Origin of the sequence: Ancylothrix sp. D3o (genome assembly GCF_025370775.1) — a bacterium.
GTDB lineage: Bacteria > Cyanobacteriota > Cyanobacteriia > Cyanobacteriales > Oscillatoriaceae > Ancylothrix.
The window spans coordinates 244,422-261,681 of record NZ_JAMXEX010000001.1 but is presented as its reverse complement, the minus strand read 5'-3'; the positions used below and the strand labels follow the sequence as shown (position 1 = coordinate 261,681).

Below are 17,260 nucleotides of genomic sequence, written 5' to 3'. Positions count from 1 at the left end.
GGTAGAGTTTTAAGCTATAATCAACTTCATTTTTAAAAAACTTTTTAATTTGGATCGGTGGGTAGGATGGGGAAGTTTTTTAACCGCAGATGGATAGCAGGCAAGATGCCTGCTCCACAGATGGTTTGTCTGCTGATTGCTGGGTTTATGAAACTTGTTTTAAAGAAATATAGTATATCAGTGGGGCAGGCATCTTGCCTGCCTTACCGAAGCGGTAGTAAGAGCCCATCCACAAAAAGGATTCATCTGGCATCGAATCTGGGATGAGGTTTTTTCGTCAAAAATAACCGATTAAAAGAACCGATTTTGTGAAACCGGCCAAAGAATAACAGAAAAATATAAAGATTTTTGATTTAATTTGGTTGGGGTTCTGGAGATTTTAATTCCATTTGGCTAAAAAGCTGTAATGCCGAAGCCCAAACCAAATAACCTTTATCATTTAAGTGTAAACCATCAGTCGTCAAATCGAGGCGCAGATTGCTTTCTGCATCGGCAAACAAAGGCAACAAATCGAGATATTTAACTTTTTCTTCTGCCGCAATTGTAGCAATTTGTCGATTGAGTTCTAAAATGCGATTGTTGGGAACTTCTAATAAACGGTCGCGGCCTTCCCAAGTTGCCTTAGCACCACTGTGGGGTAAAATTGATTGCACCACAATTTGAGCATCAGAATGTACTGATTTAACATCTTGAATAATTGAGCGATAGTTAGCTAAAATCTGCTCATCAGTAAAGCCGCGCAGCACATCATTAATGCCAATCATCACAAAAACAACTTCAGGTTTTGTGCGGTCAAGAATTGGTAAACGTCGCAATAATCCTTCGCTAGTTTCACCAGAAATGCCTTGATTTAACCAAGTAACTTTTGCCGGCAACAAAGAAGAAGGAAACCAAAGACTAATCGAATCTCCTGCCAAGATAGCTAAACGTTCGGGAGGATTGTCTGCCATTACACCGGCTTCTCTCTCTAACTGAGCCACCCATTGGTCATAAGTCCACTGTTGACGCGAGCCAAACGAACGACCGGCTGGGGGTTGTTCAAGCTTTGCTTGAATGTTGATGGTGGCAGTTTGGTTGGGGGCCGGTTTTTGACTGTCTTTATAAAGCAACAAAAACACTGTTACCAAAAGTAATACATTGGTTAACAAAGAAAGCTTTGCCCAAGAAACGGCTATTTTTTTGCCTTTTGGGGAACGAAGAGACGCAACAGGGTTGCGAAGAGATTTTATTTGCAATCGCTCCACGATTTGAAACTCCCAAGCCTGCACGCTTGTTTGAGGAGGTAGTTGCCGGTTTTGGAATTGTGCGGAAAGTTTGGTTTAAATTTCCAACAACAACTGCCGGCACAGAATCTCTCAATAGATTACGACAGTTGAGCCAATATGGGCAAGCCGTCCCAAGGAGGGGAGGAGCCATATCAATAAAAAAATCCCCCTTTTTGAGGGGGGGAAGGGCAAATCAAAGTGAATAAAAAACAAAGACTAAGGCCCACCGGCCATACCGCGATTATCTTTGACAAAACCGCTGTAAGCCTCCATACCGTGTTCGCCGATATCCAGACCTTGCTTTTCTTCTTCTTCGCTGACACGAATACCGAAAATCGATTTCAGCGCATACCAAAAAATCGTAGACAGCAGGACAGTAAAACCACCCACCGTAACGATGCCGATAATTTGGGGGATAAGTTGGGTTAAACCACCACCCATCAACAAACCGGCAGCCGGCCCATAGCCTTCTTCATACAAAACTTGTTCGCCAATTCTTGCACCAGGGCCAACAGCAAACAAACCAACTGCCAAAGTTCCCCAGATACCATTCACCAAGTGAACAGAAAGAGCACCCACTGGGTCATCAATATTAAGTTTGTCAAAGAAAGGCACTGCATAGACGGCCAACACACCACCTATTGCACCAATCAACACAGCAGAGGGAATATTGATAAAAGCACAACTGGCAGTCACAGCCACCAAACCGGCCAAAACGCCGTTAATAATCATCGAGAGATCCGGTTTACCCAGATAAAGCCAAGCGGTAATGGTAGCGGCAATACCACCGGCAGCACCACCCATATTAGTTGTGACGGCAATGTGAGCGATCTGCCAAGTAACGCTCATGGTGGAACCAGGGTTAAAGCCAAACCAACCGAGCCAGAGAATCAAACAACCCAAGGTAGCGATACTCATATTGTGACCAGGCATGGCGACAGTCTGGCCGTTGTAATATTTGCCGATGCGGGGCCCCAAAATGGAAGCACCCATCAAAGCTGCCCAACCGCCTACCGAGTGAACAACTGTGCAGCCGGCAAAGTCCCAGAAACCGGGTTTTTGGGCGGCAACAGACAGCCAACCACCACCCCAGATCCAGTGGCCGGTGATGGCGTAGGAAAACCCAACCAGCAAAAGGCTGAAAATTAAGAATTCTGCAAATTTAATGCGTTCTGCGACTGCACCGGAAACGATGGTGGCGGCGGTACCGGCAAAGGCAAGCTGGAAGAAGAATTTGGCTGCCAGGGGTACCCCTGTCCAGTTGAGGGCGTCAAAGATTCCATTGTAGGCATCTCCTGTGGCGGGGCTGTTGTCGGGGCCGGCCAGGAAAAAGCCATTCATACCCATAAAGCCATTGCCATCGCCAAACATCAAGCCAAAGCCAATCGCCCAAAATGCAAGGGTGGAGAGGGCAAAGACGATCAGGTTTTTTGCTAAGACGTTGACGGCGTTTTTTTGCCGACAGAGGCCGGTTTCTAACATACAGAAACCAGCGTTCATAAAGATCACCAGCATTGCGGCAACCATTACCCACATCGTGTCGATTGCCACCTTGAGGTCGGCTGTTGTCGGGCCTGCTGCTGTTGCGGCGGCGGCATCTGGGGCGGCTGGGATTGGTAGGGCCGGTGGGGCATCTTGGGCGACGCTGGCGGCTGTCCAGGCTAGGAAAATCAGGGTGGCTAAAACAATGCAAGCTTGCCAAGTCGGCGCTAGGCGGGCGATGGCAATTTGCAATTGTTTAAAAGATTTGCCCAAGGGTGAAAAAATTATGTTCCACCTCTGGCTTTTTGTTGGCAAGTTTTTTTTGGGCGTTCGTTTATAGTTCATCAGCAGGTTATAGCTTGATACGCGATAGAAATCTAAATTGGAACTGAGGCAAGTTTCATTAAATCAGAGAATGCGACCGCTATTGTTTTTCGGGTTTTTTGTGTGAATTGGAGGGGGGGCTGTCTTTTTGTTTTGCGTGGCTTGCAATAGCTCGCTTTGCAGGTTTTCCTGGCTTGGGTTGCCAGCCAAGTTAATAAATCTTAAAATTCCTAAGACTCATCTCTCGATTGCAGCAATTCTGATTAAAGGCTGCTGTATAATCAGTTACATTTAGAGCTTTTTATTTGATAAGCCGGTTTTGATGGCTGACTAAATAAAGCTCTCAGTCAGCCGCAAAAACTTTTTATTGTCCCATGTTTTGCAGATATTTTTGATAGCCAATTTCGTCAAGGCGTTTTTGTTTTTCCATAACGCTATCGTTGAGACTTTGCCGGTATTGTTGAACGCGGTCTAAAAGTTCTGGTTGGCCGGTGGCTAAAATTTGGATGGCAAGCAGGCCGGCGTTTTTGGCATTGCCGATGGCGACGGTGGCGACGGGGATGCCGGCGGGCATTTGAACTATTGAGTAAAGCGAGTCTACGCCTTGCAGTTGTCTGGTGGTGACGGGTACGCCAACAACCGGCAGGGGGGTGAGGGAGGCAACCATTCCGGGCAGATGGGCTGCCCCACCGGCACCGGCAATGATGACTTTTATGCCGCGTTTATGCGCTGTTTGGGCGTATTCTACCATCCGATTCGGGGTGCGGTGGGCGGAAACAATGGCGACTTCCCAGGGAATGTTAAATTGTTCGCAGACTTCAATAGCTGCTTGCATGGTGGGCAGATCCGAGTCGCTGCCCATGATAATACCGATTTGGGGTTGGGTCATGGTGGTATTTTTAAACTGTGCTCTCAGGTATTCTGGCCTGTAGGACAGTTGGCAATTATTGATTATTTAAACTCAATCTACTATGCCATTAAGTGTTTCTAAGATAAAGGTTTTGAATGCTCGTGTGCCTGGTTATGCAGGGTTACAAGCTATTTTTATAGATGATTTGGGGATGATTTCGCACATTGAGCCGGTGGAGTCTGCTGATAGAATATCCGGCAATTTTAAAGTTTTGGATGTTGGGGGTGATTGGGTTTCTTTGGGCGGTATTGATGTGCAAATTAATGGCGGTTTGGGTTTGGCTTTTCCTGATTTGTCTGAGGAAAATGCAGAGAAATTAGAGGATATATGCCGGTTTTTGTGGGAGCAGGGGGTGGATGGGTTTTTGCCTACTTTGGTAACGACTTCTGTTGATAATTTTCAGCGGTCTTTGGCAGTTTTGGCTGAGTTTATGGAACGGCAAAAAGAGGGGGAAACTGCGAAAATTTTGGGAGTTCATTTGGAGGGGCCGTTTCTTAATTTTGAAAAGCGGGGTGCTCATCCAGCGGAGTTTTTATTACCATTAAATATTGAAAATGTCAAGCGAATTTTAGGAGATTATGGGGAAATTGTTAAGGTGATGACGTTGGCGCCGGAGTTGCCTGGGGGTGAGGAGGTGATTGCTTATTTGCGAAGTAAAAATATTATCGTGAGTTTGGGTCATTCTCTGGCGACTGCTTCCGAGGCTGAGCAAGCTTTTGAATGGGGGGCTTCGATGGTGACTCACGCTTTTAATGCAATGCCAAGTTTACATCACCGGCAACCGGGGTTACTGGCGGCGGCGATGGTTGATCCGAGGGTTGCGTGTGGTTTTATTGCGGATGGCGAGCACGTTTCGCCTTTGATGTTAGATGTGTTTTTGCGTAGTTGTGGGGGTGCTTTTTTGGTGAGTGATGCTTTGGCGCCGGTGGGTTTACCGGATGGCTTTTATCCTTGGGATACTCGGAAAATTGAAGTGAAAAATGGTACTTGTCGGTTGCCAGATGGCACGTTGGCGGGAACGACTTTACCGCTGTTGGTGGGGGTGCAAAATTTGGTTAAATGGGGAATTTGTGAGGTAGAAAAGGCGATTTTTTTGGCGACAGAAGCGCCGAGGAAAGCTTTAGGGATGCCTGGTTTTTCTGTGGGGAGAGCGGCGAATTTGTTACGCTGGAATTTTGAGAAATCTGGGGAAAGTTTAAGTTGGCAAAGGTTGGAAGTTTAAGTTTTTTAGAAACCCGGTGTTTAGAAAAGACCGGGTTTCTAGCTAATCCCTAATCCTCTTTTTTGGCTGAAATTTTGCTAACGACTTCATACAATCCTGTGACTGGGGGTTTGGCAAAGAGGGGGTTTATTTCGTGGATGATGGCTTCGGATGCTTCGGTTTGGTTGGCTTCCATGTCCCCAGGACTTTCCCAAAAAATGATGGCGATGCCTTTGTCTGTGCCTGGTTCTTGTAGGAGATAAGATCCTTTGAAGCCTTCTCCGTAGTTGGATACGGCTTTTTCATAAAGTTGCTCGGCTTTTTCAAATTGGCCTGGTTTAAATTCGCCTATAGCAACGTAGGCGTAGTTATGTTTAAGGAAATCTTGGAATTCTGACATTTTTTTGTCCTCTGTTATAGATGATGTTTTCCTAATTGATAGGCTCGGCGATTTGGGCCATTCCCAAGGCTATAGGGTAGATTGCTTTTGGGGGATGGCTTTTGTTTGTTGTATTATTTTACGATACCATTATTGTTATTGCTAGAATTAAGAAAGTAAGGGGTTTAGAAACCGGGTTTTTTAATTGAATCTTTGCTCAGCCGCAAAAGTTGCAGAAACCCGGTTTCTCAAATGTCCTCTAACCAGGTTTGAATGGCAGATAACGAGGTTTTCGGTGAGGAGGGTGATGAGATCCTATGACTAAATATCCTATGTTTCTGGATCAAAATCCATGCTTTCAAAGCCTAACCATAAGCGTAAAATTTTTTCAATTTGTGACAACTGATCCGTGTCTAATTCACCTAATTTCCTCAGTAGCTTTGCATGAGGAATGGTAATCAAGTTTTGCGCGTCGAAAACTCCGGGCTTTAGGAAGCTTGTTTTAATCTCTACTTCAAAACGTGAACCTCTAGGGCTGGTTGTGTGAGGAATCAATGTTGTTAAGGCTCTATCCTGCATCAAAGCCGGAATACTCACCACAAGACATGGCCTAACCTTGGCGGCGTAACCTAAATCGACAAGCCAGACTTCTCCTCGGTTAGGGCTACTCATAATCTGTTTCTTGTTGGTCTAATGCTAAAAATAGCTCTTCTGCATTGAGGACTAAATCCTCGTCTGTCAGGGGTGGAACGTCAAAATTTCCCAACCGCTTCAATATTTCCACAGCGAGCGCCCGTTGTTCGGTATCTGGCAAATTATCAAAGTTTCTGAGAATTTCTTGAGCTAGGGTATTCATTATGAGTTGAGCCCGTTTTACTACGAAAAATCAGGTTTTAAAGTCAATTCTAATTTTATCCCAAGTTTAACGAAGAAAGCCGGTTTCTCAAATCTCCTCTAACCAGGTTTGAATCGCAGCCTATCAATTGGGTTGATTCGACGGAAAGCCTTTTATGGTAAATTAAGTTTTGGCAAACCCTTAAGCACTCAGCAGATTGATGAACGCACTTGATGATAAAACCATTGTCAAAGATTATTTTAATGCGACCGGCTTTGATCGCTGGCGGCGTATTTATGGCGATGGCGAAGTAAATAAAGTCCAGAAAGATATTCGTGAAGGACATCAGCGCACGGTTGATACTGTGGTTGGTTGGCTGAAGGCGGATGGCAATTTGAAGGGGTTATCTGTCTGCGATGCCGGCTGTGGTGTTGGCAGTTTGAGTATTCCTTTGGCTCAGGAGGGTGCGCTGGTTTATGGCAGTGATATCTCGGAAAAAATGGTTTTGGAGGCTTATGAACGGTCTCAGTTAGCAATGTCAAATCCAAGTAATATTGCCTTTATGGCGCAAGATTTGGAAAAGTTGACGGGCCGGTACAATACGGTGATTTGTTTGGATGTTTTGATTCATTATCCGCAGGATAAGGCGGCGGATATGATTGCACATTTAAGCTCGCTTGCAGAGTCTCGTTTAATTCTTAGTTTTGCGCCTAAAACTTTGGCTTTGTCGATGCTTAAAAAGGTGGGAGAGTTGTTTCCTGGGCCGAGTAAAACTACTCGTGCTTATCAACATCGTGAGGCGGATATTGTTAAGATTTTGCAAGCAAATGGTTTTTCTGTAAACCGTTCGTCGATGACTAGCACTCGTTTTTATTTTTCTCGTATTTTGGAAGCGGTTCGCCGGTAGCTTTGTAGGGTGGGCTCTGCCCACCATTTTATCAAGCCTGGGGGCTATATTCCACTCTTCAGTTTTGGAGGTTTAAGTTATGTTGATTCGAGTTTTTATGGGAATTGCGGCAGTTTTTGCCGGTTTGTCTGTGGTTTTGGGTGCGTTTGGTTCTCACGCTTTGAAGGATAAATTAAGCGAGCGTTATTTAGAGATTTTTGAAACCGGCACTCGTTATGAAATGTATCATGCTTTGGCGTTGTTATTGGTGGCGTTGTTGCTGATGGTGGCCGGTGAGCCTCAACCTTTTCTTGTGGCTGCCGGTTTTGCTTTTATTGCTGGGATTGCTATTTTTTCTGGCAGTTTATATGCGCTTAGTTTAACCGGCATTTCTTGGCTGGGTGCGATTACTCCTTTGGGTGGTTTGGCTTTTATTGTTGGTTGGGTTTGTTTGGCGGTTGGGGCTTGGAATTTTAAAGGTTTATCTTGATGGTTTTTTACAAAATTTGATGTAGATACTCTCGCTTTTATTAAGCTAGACAAAGAAACGTAACGAAGTTTAAAGGAATGAAAACTAATCATAACAATAGCTCATTTGAGGCCGGTAATCGTATCAAATTATTGAGAAGTTAGCCTAATTTTTAGGGAAGGCTATAAACTAAAAGTATCGAAGGAATCGGTACAAAATTATCCCGAATTCGAGGAGTCTTTATGAATTTCTCTCAATCGATGAGTGATGCAATCAACTATTTGATGGCGGCTTTTGCCCGGATTTTTACCCCCACTGATGATGCTTATCCGATGATTGGCGTTCAACCTTTTGAAGGAGATCCTTATAAAGGTTCGCGTTGGGCAGACTGACGGGCTTTAAGGAGAACACATTTTGACTGGAGAATTATGTCAGCTAAGGCTAAATTTTTTCGATGCCTGTCAATCTTTAGATGAGTTTGAACACCTAGATGGTGGAGAGTGACAATATCTCCACCAAATTTTTTTTAGAAGCCGGAAAAATGGGCGAGTAAAGCTAGATTTAAGAAATAGGCAATGGTGGCGCTTCCGAGAGGAACGGTGAGGTTATCTATGCCATATTTAGAAAAGGTTTCGAGGCCGGTGGCGGTGAGGGCAACAGCGGCGGCGACTAACCATGTGGGGGGGATATTGCCTTGAACTGTGAGCAAAATTAAGCCACAAACAAGAAAGGAAATAATGGTCATGGTTAGGGTTCCTTGGAGGCTTTTTTTGCTGCCAAAAACTTCATATTTGTTGCGGCCAAAACGCTGACCGATAATGGCGGCTAAACCATCGCCATAGGTCATAATTAAGATGCCAATGGCGGCGTATTCGGGTTTGCCTTGGGGCCAAAACCAGGCAATTAAAAGGCCAATGCTGAGGGCATAAAAGAAGGTTCCAAAACTTTGCCGGCCTATGCTATTGACACCGGGTAGGATGGGAAAGCGATAAGAGATAAGGGTGACAATAGCGGCTAAAATTGCTGCGCCAATACCAACCCAGGCGGGGATGTTTAAAAACCAGGCAAATAAAATAACGTTGCCGGTGCCGATATGGACAATTTTACGGGTAATTTCGCTATCGGTGCCGGCAAAGCGATTGAGGGATTCAGCTATTAGCAAAATTCCGCCTAGCCAAACGGCGACGAGGGAAATTTGCACCCACAAATTTGAGGTCAAGCTATCAGGTAATAGTTCATTCACGGTAGCCACGCTGGGGAGAGAGCAAAAAAATAAGATGAATGTTTTATCACTTTATTCGATTTATGACCTCGAAATGATGAATTAATGGGCAATTTTTTCAACCATGACTTGATACTCTTGCTGGAGTATTTTCAGCTTGGGTTGAAATGCTTTTAAAAAAGCATCAATGCCTATTTTTGTATCCTGAGTAGGTTGGTTTGGCACAGAGAAATCATAATCATCAAAAATCATCAAGCCTCCGAGTTTTAAAATTGGCCACGATAACACTGCATCTGCTAAAACATCACAGGCTAGGTGGGAACCGTCTATATAGATAAAGTCGTAGGTATTTAAAGGTAATGTTCGCAGAATTTCGTGAGAATTGCCGATTATTTTTTTGACTTTTTGACCGGCTTGTGTTAATTGGATATTGAAGTCAAACCGGCTTTCAATTGAGTTTATATAAGTTTGATTAAAAAAGGTTGTATGCTCAATACTTCCCTGAAAAGTATCAATACAAGTAATTTCTGCACTGGGATGAATGAGGATATTTTCTAGTAGCCAGCAGGTTGAACGTCCTTCCCAACTACCGATTTCTAAGGCTTTAATGTCGGCAATATTAACATATCGCTCTAGGTTTTTTTGGAAACCAGGGATATTTCTGCTAAACCAGTCTTGGGTAAATTGATAACCTTTTAACTGGGTTTTTAATCGGTATTGGTTTTTCTGAAGTTCGCTGGCGGCTTGGGCAAAGTTTGGCGATAAATTTAAACTGGCTTCAAACAAAGGAATTGCTGCTTGAGTTTTGTTTTGGCTGACACAGCATAATCCCTGCATATATAAAATTTCGGCTTGGGTATGGGGGGCCATATTATCTTTAAAATTTAGGGCTTTTTGCAATTGTTTAAAAGCTGAGGCAAAGCTTTTTTGCTGGTAGAGATGAATGCCCAATTTTATAAATAAACCCCTGTATTTTGCGGTAATTTTTTTGATTTCTTCGTTTTCACGTTCAAGCTTTGGACATTTTAATCCAACTTCGATAAAAGCATCATAAGGATTAATTTCGAGGACGGTTTCTAGGACTCGCAAAAGTAAGTCGCTATTGACTTTTTCAGCTTGGGCAGAGTTTAAAAGCACTTGTGTAGCTTGCAAAAGGGCGGATTGTCCTTCGGTTTCAAATTTATTCAATTCGATATAAAGCCAAGCTAATCCGAGCAAATTGTTGATGTTATGTGGTTCTAATTTTTGAATATAAAGACGAATGGTTAAAGCAGTTTCATAGTCAAATATTTCGACTTGTTTAGAGGCTTCGCTTATCAAAATTTCGATTAATTCTGCTTTGCGTAAATCTGCTTCTTCAGAGGTTCCCTGGCTGATTCCTGTAAGCCAAATGGCCTCAGCTTCAGTTTGTTGTCCTTGGAGTAAATAGGCTAAGCCCAAATGTGCATAATTTGACATTAAATGGGGGTTAACTTCAATTGCTTGCTCATAATGGCTAATTGTTTGAAGAGTGTTTTTGTTTAGTAAATCATCATTGGCTTGTTTTTCTAGTTGTACCATTTTGGCTTTTCTCATTTTGTGATTTTATTTAAGTTGGCAGTCTTGCCCAAGATGAAGTTTGAAACTAATACTTGTTTAAGACTGCTTTTTTTCTAAATTATACCTTTGACAAAGGCTTCTAACCGGCTCATTCCTGTTTCGATGGTTGCCAGATCGGTTGCATAGGATAAGCGAATGCAATCATCGGCACCAAAAGCTCCCCCTGGAATGGTGGCGACTTGCTGAGTTTCCAGCAAAGCATTACAAAATTCCATTGAATTCAGGCCGGTTTTACTGATGTTTGGAAACAGATAAAATGCGCCTTCAGGTTTAGGGCAATATAAGCCGGGAATGGCGTTGAGCATTTCATACATAACTTTGCGACGTTCTGCAAAGGCTAAACGCATTTTTTCGACGCATTCTTGGGAGTTTTCAAGGGCAGCAATTCCACCATATTGAGCGAAAGTACACACATTTGAGGTACTATGCCCTTGAAGAGAATTTGCTGCTTTAATAATCTCCACCGGCCCGGCTAAATATCCTAACCGCCAGCCGGTCATGGAGTAAGCTTTGGCAAATCCGCTGCTGATTATTGTCCGCTCAAAAATTTCTTTTCCCAGCGAACCGATGCTAATATGCTTGGCATCGTCGTAAATAATTTTTTCGTAAATTTCATCGGAAACGACTAAGATATTTTTTTCTACCACGACTTCTGCTAAGGCAGAAATTTCTTCCGGTGTGTACACCATGCCGGTCGGGTTTGATGGCGAATTTAAAACAAATAATCGGGTTTTTTCTGTGCAAGCATTTCGCAGTTGTTCGGGGGTAATTTTATAGTTACTTTCTGCATCTGTTGGCACAATTACTGAGACTCCACCGGCCAATGCTACCATTTCTGGATAAGACAGCCAATAGGGCGCAGGAATAATTACTTCATCCCCCTGATCAAGGAGCACCATCATTAAGTTATAAAGGGAATGTTTGCCGCCATTCGTAACAATTACGTTTTCGGCGGCATAGTCTAAATTGTTGTCATTCTTCAGTTTCCGGGCAATTGCTTCGCGTAATTTTGGCTCACCGGCAGCGGGGCCATATTTGGTTTTGCCGCTATCTAGTGCTTGTTTTGCGGCGGTTTTGATGTGTTCCGGCGTGTCAAAATCCGGCTCACCGGCGCTAAAACTACAGACATCAATTCCGTCTGCCTTCATCGCTTTGGCTTTGGCGGCGATTGCCAATGTGATAGAAGGTGTTACCTTACCCACTCGTGCTGCCAGCTTCATAGTTACCCTGCGTCTGGAATTTGTAGAGTTTTGAGTTTTCTTTTATGTTCCACTGGATTTTAACCCAAAACCCTAGAAGGAAATTTGAAAATTTGCTAAATTCTCAAATTTTTAACTTATTTTTGTCAAGCTATCGTAATCTCAGGATTGAGATAAACATCCTGTATGGCGTGAAACAGCTTGACACCTTCATCGAAAGGACGCTGGAAAGTCTTACGGCCCGAAATTAAACCGGCACCCCCGGCCCGCTTGTTGATCACTGCGGTTCGCACTGCTTCGGCAAAATCATTTTTGCTGGTGGCTCCGCCAGAGTTGATTAAACTCGCACGACCGCTATAGCAGTTTAACACTTGATAGCGTGTTAAATCGATAGGATGATCGGTGGTTAATTCGCTATAAACTTTGGCGTTAGTCATGCCATATTTTTTGCCGGTGGCGTCTGCAACTCCGCCGTAACCGTTGTTGCATTCTGGCAGTTTTTGTTTGATGATATCGGCTTGAATTGTTACGCCAAGATGATTGGCTTGGCCGGTGAGATCGGCGGCGGTGTGATAGTCTTTGACTTGTTTAAAAGCGTTATTACGAAGGTAGCACCAAAGTATTGTTGCCATGCCTAATTTATGAGCATGAGCAAACGCTTCGCTGACTTCTTGTATTTGCCGAGTAGATTGATCGGAACCGAAATAAATAGTTGCTCCAACGGCTACTGCTCCTAAATTCCAAGCTTGTTCTACGTTGGCAAACATGATTTGGTCATATTTGTTGGGGTGGGTAAGCAATTCGTTGTGGTTTATTTTGACAATAAAGGGGATTTTGTGGGCATATTTGCGGGAAACACTGCCTAATACTCCTAGTGTTGTCGCCACCCCATTGCAACCGGCTTCTAGGGCTAATTTGATGATATTTTCTGGGTCAAAATAGATGGGATTGGGTGCAAAAGATGCGCCGGCAGAGTGTTCAATTCCTTGGTCAACTGGCAACATAGAAAGATAGCCTGTGTTGGCTAAGCGTCCGCTGGAATAAAGTTGTTGCAGGCTGCGTAATACTTGAGGGTTTCTGTCTGTTTGCTGCCAAATTCTATCAATCCAATCTGGGCCGGGGAGGTGTAATGTTTCTTTGGAGATTTTGGCTTGATAGTTGAGGAGATAGTCCGCTTCTTTTCCTAGTAAGCTTTCAATGGATGAGGGGGTTATTAATGTGCCTGTCATGGGTTTATCCTCAAATTTTTATTCTAACAAAGGTATTTATTCTTCATAGTTGCCTCCTGCCTAATGCCCTATTGACGGTAGAATATTAAGAAACGTTAAGTAAAGCAAAAGTTATGAAAGTAGCAATTACAGGGGCCACCGGCTTTGTTGGGACGCGATTGGTTGAGAGATTGCAGGGAGAAGGGCATCAAGTTGTGGCGTTAACGCGGGATGCAGAACGGGGACGGAAATATTTTCCGGCGCAAGCGTTTCCTAATGTTGAGGTGGTGGTTTATGATCCCAAGCAGTCGGGGGAATGGCAGAATGCGATTTCTGGGTGCGATGGGGTGGTAAATTTGGCGGGGGCGCCGATTGCTGAGGAACGCTGGACACCGGCCCGCAAACAAGAAATTATTGAAAGTCGTCAACTTGGGACGCAAAAAATTGTAGAAGCGATTGCTAAAGCACAGCAGAAACCTTCGGTTTTAGTTAATGCTTCGGCGATAGGATATTATGGGGCGAGTGAAACAGCAACGTTTGATGAAAATAGCGCTGCTGGAAATGATTTTTTGGCACAAGTTTGCACGGCTTGGGAAACAGAAGCTCAAAAGGTAAAACAGACAGGAACTCGTTTAGTTATTTTGCGGACGGGGATTGTTTTGGGGATGGGAGGTGCGGTGGCAAAAATGTTGTTGCCGTTTAAAATGTATGCCGGTGGGCCGTTGGGAAGTGGCCGGCAGTGGTTTTCTTGGATTCACCGCGATGATTTGGTAAATTTGATGATTGAGGCATTAAAAAATCCCCAATTTGAAGGGGTATTTAATGCGACGGCACCTAATCCTGTACGGATGAATGATTTTTGTAAGGTGATGGGAGACGTGATGAACCGGCCTTCATGGTTGCCGGTGCCTGATTTTGCTTTAGAGATGTTGTTGGGTGATGCTGCTCAGGTGGTTTTGGAGGGGCAACAAGTGTTACCAAAACGTGCATTAAATGGCGGTTTTAAGTATCAGTATTCCACTGTAAAACCGGCCCTTGAGGATATTTTGAAAGGGGCTTAAATTTCATCGGTGGGATGAATACATTTCTGGTTTAAAACCTATAGTGGAGCGGGCATCTTGCCCGCTATAAATATCCCTCCTGTAAATATGCCAAAATATGCCCCCTATAGATATGTCAAGGCAAGATGCCCGCCCCACTAAAAAGATGAGTTTTCTTGTTGTAAAAATTCAATTTCTTCGGGGGTGCTTTCTCGGCCCAAAATGGCATTGCGGTGAGGAAACCGGCCAAAACGTTCCATTATTTTAAAATGCTGAATGGCATAATCAATGGCATAACCACTTTCGGGGTCGTCTTTTAACGCCTCAAACAATTCTATACACCGGCGTTGATGTTCCATATTTTCGCTATGTTCAAAGGGTAAATAAATAAACCATCTCTCCACCGGCAGCATTTCTTTATCAAAGCCTTTTTCAATGGCATTTTGAGCAGCAACAACGGCTTTAAAATCAGTGCCAAATGCCTCAATTTGTCCGCGAAATATATTGCGGGGAATTTGATCTAACAACAGAATTAAAGCTAAACAACTGCGCGGTGAGTCTTGCCAGGTATCGAGTGAGCCGGTGGTGGCTAATTGATAATCTGTATAAAATCGGTTGCGTAGTTCTTCATCAAACAACGGATCTTTTGTGAACCATATTTCTCGACGTTTGCCATAGTTAGAATCCGAAGATTTGCCAAACCAAAATTCTAAGATTTCATCAACTTTTGACATGATATCCTGCGTTCTTTCAAAAAGGTTGAATGGTAAAATCGCCTAGTGTTATTGTAAAACTTTCTTGGGTGCCGGTGGCTGCAAATTTAATAATAATTTCAGATGCGACAGCCACAGCCAATAACACTAGGTTTCTGGCTAAGGGATAATCACAGACATCATCATTGACGGGAGAGGGAACGCGATAATTTTGATTCCAAATAACCTCGGCATAATCTGATGCTAAACCAATGTGCAAGCAATCAAGGTTTGCTGCTACACAATAATCTTTTACGGTTTGGCGGGAGATGCTGTTATCAAAAGTATCGATAACTAAGCTGGGTTTGGCGATGAGTTGGGCTGCATTTTCTGCGGTTAATTCTTTGGTTTGTACCTCCATTTTTAACCCCAAGGCGCGATAGAGGCTGTTGCTGAGAATTTTGGCTTTGAATGCGCCAATATCTGAGCGATAATAGGGTTGGGTGGAAAGATTTCGCTCTTCTATGCGATCTCTGTCGATGATTTTGAGGTTAGAAAAACCGGTTCTTGCTAGGTTTTCTGTAAGGTTTGCTCCTAATGCACCGGCTCCACAAATTGTCACGGGTAGTTTTTTAATTTTCGCCATGACTTCCGGGGTTCTGTAAATTTGTTCGTGCAAAAAAATTGACATGGGAATTTTGATTTTGTCAAAGGGCTAATCTGCGTATTCAACTATTCCTACTAAAGATTGCAAGTCAAACTTACGATCTTCTCCGCTTAAACAAATGCCGGCGCTGATAACGGTGAGGTCGGTTTTAGAAATGGCGCTGCTGTGACGTTCGCCGGTGCCGGTTGTCCATTCTACGAGCCAATAATCGGGGCGTTCGCGGAATTCTTGCAAGGTTCCTCCACCCATTTTTAAGGCTTCTTTGAGGCGTTTTTCATCTCGCTCTTGTTGGAATTCTGCTTGAAATTCTGGGGTTTTTTGGGCGACTAATTCATAGACAATTCGCATTTCTGGGGTCATGCCTTTGAAACGTATTTGTTTGGGAGAAATGACGTTTTTGAGGGCGTTTTTTAAGTGTTCTACCGGCTCAATTTCGGCGCGGCGGTCGGTGTCTTCATACCAGAAGTTTTTGCCATCCCAGCGCGCAATAATTGTCTCAAATGCTGCGCCATCGCTGACTAGATAAACGGGGACGGGTTTAAGAATGCCGGTGCGCTGCTGCATATCGGACTCGTTAACAGGATAAGCCAGCCACGTTTGCTCACGCAAAACATTATTTGTTTGCTGAGGCAAAACGTTATTTGTTTGCTCACGCAAAACATTATTTGTTTGCTCACGCAAAACATGAGCTAAAAATAAACGAATTGGGGTAAATTTTTCTAGGTATTCTCCTATTTCAGGGAGGCTGGCTTGTTCGATGAGTTTTGCTTGCTTGGGGGAGGCCGGTTGAAAAATTCCCCAGCCTTCAAAGTTGCGGGGTTTGGGAGTAAAAGTGTACATCATTCCTGCTACTTTTGTCCGCAATTGTCCGCCGAGCACGCAGGGGGCAAGAAATTGAGTTTTCAGTAGTTGGTTTTCTTCTGCGGCAATTTGGTTGATAATTTGCTGAATTTTTTTCATATTTTGCCTTTTGAGGTAAGTTAAAATGGGCTACTCATCCAAATGATCCGGGGCTTTATAAATATACTCATTTTCAAAAGTAAAGTTTTGAGCGCAGCTTCCTAGAAAAATGACTTTTTCTAAAGTAAATAAGTCAAAAATATAATCTAAAAGTTGATGTTCTCCGAGCCAAGGCCGGTTATAATAATAATGACCAATTAAATCGCGGTTAATGACTTTTTCTTTGATGAGTTTAGCGCGAATAGGCCGAATATAGCGATAAAATAAGACGACTTGTGTGGAGTAGTTGCCTTGGATTTCAAAAAATCTCTGCTGTTCGACAAAGCTCATTAAAAATAGCATTTTGCTGATTTCTATTCCCAAAACAAAATTGACAAGAATTTTCAGAAATTCAGCGGTGAGTTTTTCGGGGATAGCGCCAGTGATTAGGTAATAGCGGTAATAATATTCGGCAATATCTTTTTTGTTGAGTTTTTTATCGATATCAAATTTGCTTAGAATTACTTTAATATTATCATACATATATCTCTCGGTTTTTTCTGCTAAAATAAACAGTTCCGATTGGATGAGGTCATTTAAAATTTGATGCTGTTGTTCGGGGGAGATACTCGCAAACAAAGTCATCGTGTTGAGTAAATATCGCCTGGTACTTGGATCTTTTCCACGAAAATCTTCTAAAAATGATTGGGGGGTGATTCCAAAGCGGTCTGAGCGTTTTTTTGAAAAATCTTTTGCCATACAATCATCCCCTTATGTTTTCGCTACCTGACAATTTCCAGTAGCTTGATAGCGTTGAAGTGAATACCGGTGCCGGTAGGCGGGAAGCCTTATAACCTAGTGTTATATCATTTTTTGGCGGTATTCTGGGTGCGTGGGGGGATTATGTTTTACCAGAGGAGGGGTGCGGTGAGAAGCGCACCCA

Annotated in this window: 19 protein-coding genes; 5 read left to right on the top strand and 14 right to left on the bottom strand. The window is 43.4% G+C overall.

The window, feature by feature from the left end; genetic code table 11:
- Positions 1-353: 353 nt before the first annotated feature.
- From NG798_RS01290 to purE, 3 genes are all read right to left on the bottom strand, one after another.
- A complete protein-coding gene (locus NG798_RS01290) occupies positions 354-1,235 on the bottom strand; it encodes a GDSL-type esterase/lipase family protein (protein WP_263012857.1) in 882 nt (293 codons plus the stop codon).
- A 246-nt stretch (positions 1,236-1,481) separates the two neighbouring features.
- Positions 1,482-3,092 carry an ammonium transporter gene (locus tag NG798_RS01285; protein ID WP_261219985.1) on the bottom strand — a complete coding sequence of 537 codons (1,611 nt, stop codon included), beginning with the start codon at positions 3,090-3,092 and terminating at the stop codon, positions 1,482-1,484.
- Between the two features lie 343 nt (positions 3,093-3,435).
- Positions 3,436-3,960 carry a 5-(carboxyamino)imidazole ribonucleotide mutase gene (gene purE, locus NG798_RS01280; protein WP_261219984.1) on the bottom strand — a complete coding sequence of 175 codons (525 nt, stop codon included), beginning with the start codon at positions 3,958-3,960 and terminating at the stop codon, positions 3,436-3,438.
- Between the two features lie 82 nt (positions 3,961-4,042).
- Here purE and nagA point away from each other — a divergent pair, with 82 nt between their 5' ends.
- Positions 4,043-5,203, top strand: a complete 1,161-nt coding sequence (nagA, locus tag NG798_RS01275) for an N-acetylglucosamine-6-phosphate deacetylase (RefSeq protein WP_261219983.1) — start codon at positions 4,043-4,045, stop codon at positions 5,201-5,203.
- Positions 5,204-5,252: 49 nt separating this feature from the next.
- Here the strand turns inward: nagA and NG798_RS01270 are convergent, their stop codons facing one another.
- The 3 genes from NG798_RS01270 to NG798_RS01260 all read right to left on the bottom strand — a co-directional run bounded on the left by NG798_RS01270 (position 5,253) and on the right by NG798_RS01260 (position 6,417).
- Entirely contained in the window at positions 5,253-5,582 is a 330-nt protein-coding gene (locus NG798_RS01270) for an antibiotic biosynthesis monooxygenase (protein ID WP_261219982.1), read from the bottom strand.
- Positions 5,583-5,891: 309 nt separating this feature from the next.
- Entirely contained in the window at positions 5,892-6,233 is a 342-nt protein-coding gene (locus NG798_RS01265; protein WP_261219981.1) for a type II toxin-antitoxin system PemK/MazF family toxin, read from the bottom strand.
- Complete coding sequence (locus NG798_RS01260; protein ID WP_261219980.1) at positions 6,226-6,417, bottom strand: hypothetical protein; 192 nt, start codon at positions 6,415-6,417, stop codon at positions 6,226-6,228. Before NG798_RS01260 ends, NG798_RS01265 begins: the two co-directional genes overlap by 8 nt.
- Before the next feature lie 199 nt (positions 6,418-6,616).
- Between NG798_RS01260 and bchM the strand changes: the two genes are divergently transcribed.
- The 3 genes from bchM (at position 6,617) to NG798_RS01245 (ending at position 8,143) form a co-directional block, all read left to right on the top strand.
- Complete coding sequence (gene bchM, locus NG798_RS01255; protein ID WP_261219979.1) at positions 6,617-7,303, top strand: magnesium protoporphyrin IX methyltransferase; 687 nt, start codon at positions 6,617-6,619, stop codon at positions 7,301-7,303.
- A gap of 82 nt (positions 7,304-7,385) precedes the next feature.
- Positions 7,386-7,772 (top strand): DUF423 domain-containing protein, encoded by a 387-nt coding sequence (locus tag NG798_RS01250; RefSeq protein WP_317619553.1) that lies wholly within the window; start codon positions 7,386-7,388, stop codon positions 7,770-7,772.
- A 221-nt stretch (positions 7,773-7,993) separates the two neighbouring features.
- On the top strand, positions 7,994-8,143 hold the full coding sequence (locus tag NG798_RS01245) for a hypothetical protein (protein WP_261219977.1): 150 nt from the start codon (positions 7,994-7,996) through the stop codon (positions 8,141-8,143).
- 134 nt (positions 8,144-8,277) lie between these two features.
- Here the strand turns inward: NG798_RS01245 and NG798_RS01240 are convergent, their stop codons facing one another.
- The 4 genes from NG798_RS01240 to NG798_RS01225 all read right to left on the bottom strand — a co-directional run bounded on the left by NG798_RS01240 (position 8,278) and on the right by NG798_RS01225 (position 13,000).
- On the bottom strand, positions 8,278-8,994 hold the full coding sequence (locus tag NG798_RS01240; RefSeq protein ID WP_261219976.1) for a diacylglycerol/polyprenol kinase family protein: 717 nt from the start codon (positions 8,992-8,994) through the stop codon (positions 8,278-8,280).
- Positions 8,995-9,075: 81 nt separating this feature from the next.
- Positions 9,076-10,533, bottom strand: coding sequence for a class I SAM-dependent methyltransferase (locus NG798_RS01235; protein ID WP_261219975.1), 1,458 nt, complete (start codon positions 10,531-10,533; stop codon positions 9,076-9,078).
- A gap of 92 nt (positions 10,534-10,625) precedes the next feature.
- A complete protein-coding gene (locus NG798_RS01230; RefSeq protein WP_261219974.1) occupies positions 10,626-11,792 on the bottom strand; it encodes a pyridoxal phosphate-dependent aminotransferase in 1,167 nt (388 codons plus the stop codon).
- A gap of 125 nt (positions 11,793-11,917) precedes the next feature.
- On the bottom strand, positions 11,918-13,000 hold the full coding sequence (locus NG798_RS01225; RefSeq protein ID WP_261219973.1) for a class I fructose-bisphosphate aldolase: 1,083 nt from the start codon (positions 12,998-13,000) through the stop codon (positions 11,918-11,920).
- 113 nt (positions 13,001-13,113) lie between these two features.
- Between NG798_RS01225 and NG798_RS01220 the strand changes: the two genes are divergently transcribed.
- On the top strand, positions 13,114-14,040 hold the full coding sequence (locus NG798_RS01220) for a TIGR01777 family oxidoreductase (RefSeq protein ID WP_261219972.1): 927 nt from the start codon (positions 13,114-13,116) through the stop codon (positions 14,038-14,040).
- Positions 14,041-14,177: 137 nt separating this feature from the next.
- Here the strand turns inward: NG798_RS01220 and NG798_RS01215 are convergent, their stop codons facing one another.
- From NG798_RS01215 to NG798_RS01200, 4 genes are read right to left on the bottom strand one after another with little or no spacing between them, the layout of a single operon-like run.
- Entirely contained in the window at positions 14,178-14,753 is a 576-nt protein-coding gene (locus tag NG798_RS01215; RefSeq protein ID WP_261219971.1) for a DUF924 family protein, read from the bottom strand.
- Positions 14,754-14,769: 16 nt separating this feature from the next.
- A complete protein-coding gene (locus NG798_RS01210) occupies positions 14,770-15,402 on the bottom strand; it encodes a ThiF family adenylyltransferase (RefSeq protein ID WP_261219970.1) in 633 nt (210 codons plus the stop codon).
- 24 nt (positions 15,403-15,426) lie between these two features.
- Positions 15,427-16,338 carry a hypothetical protein gene (locus NG798_RS01205; RefSeq protein WP_261219969.1) on the bottom strand — a complete coding sequence of 304 codons (912 nt, stop codon included), beginning with the start codon at positions 16,336-16,338 and terminating at the stop codon, positions 15,427-15,429.
- Positions 16,339-16,368: 30 nt separating this feature from the next.
- Positions 16,369-17,076 (bottom strand): hypothetical protein, encoded by a 708-nt coding sequence (locus tag NG798_RS01200; protein ID WP_261219968.1) that lies wholly within the window; start codon positions 17,074-17,076, stop codon positions 16,369-16,371.
- Positions 17,077-17,260: the final 184 nt, after the last annotated feature.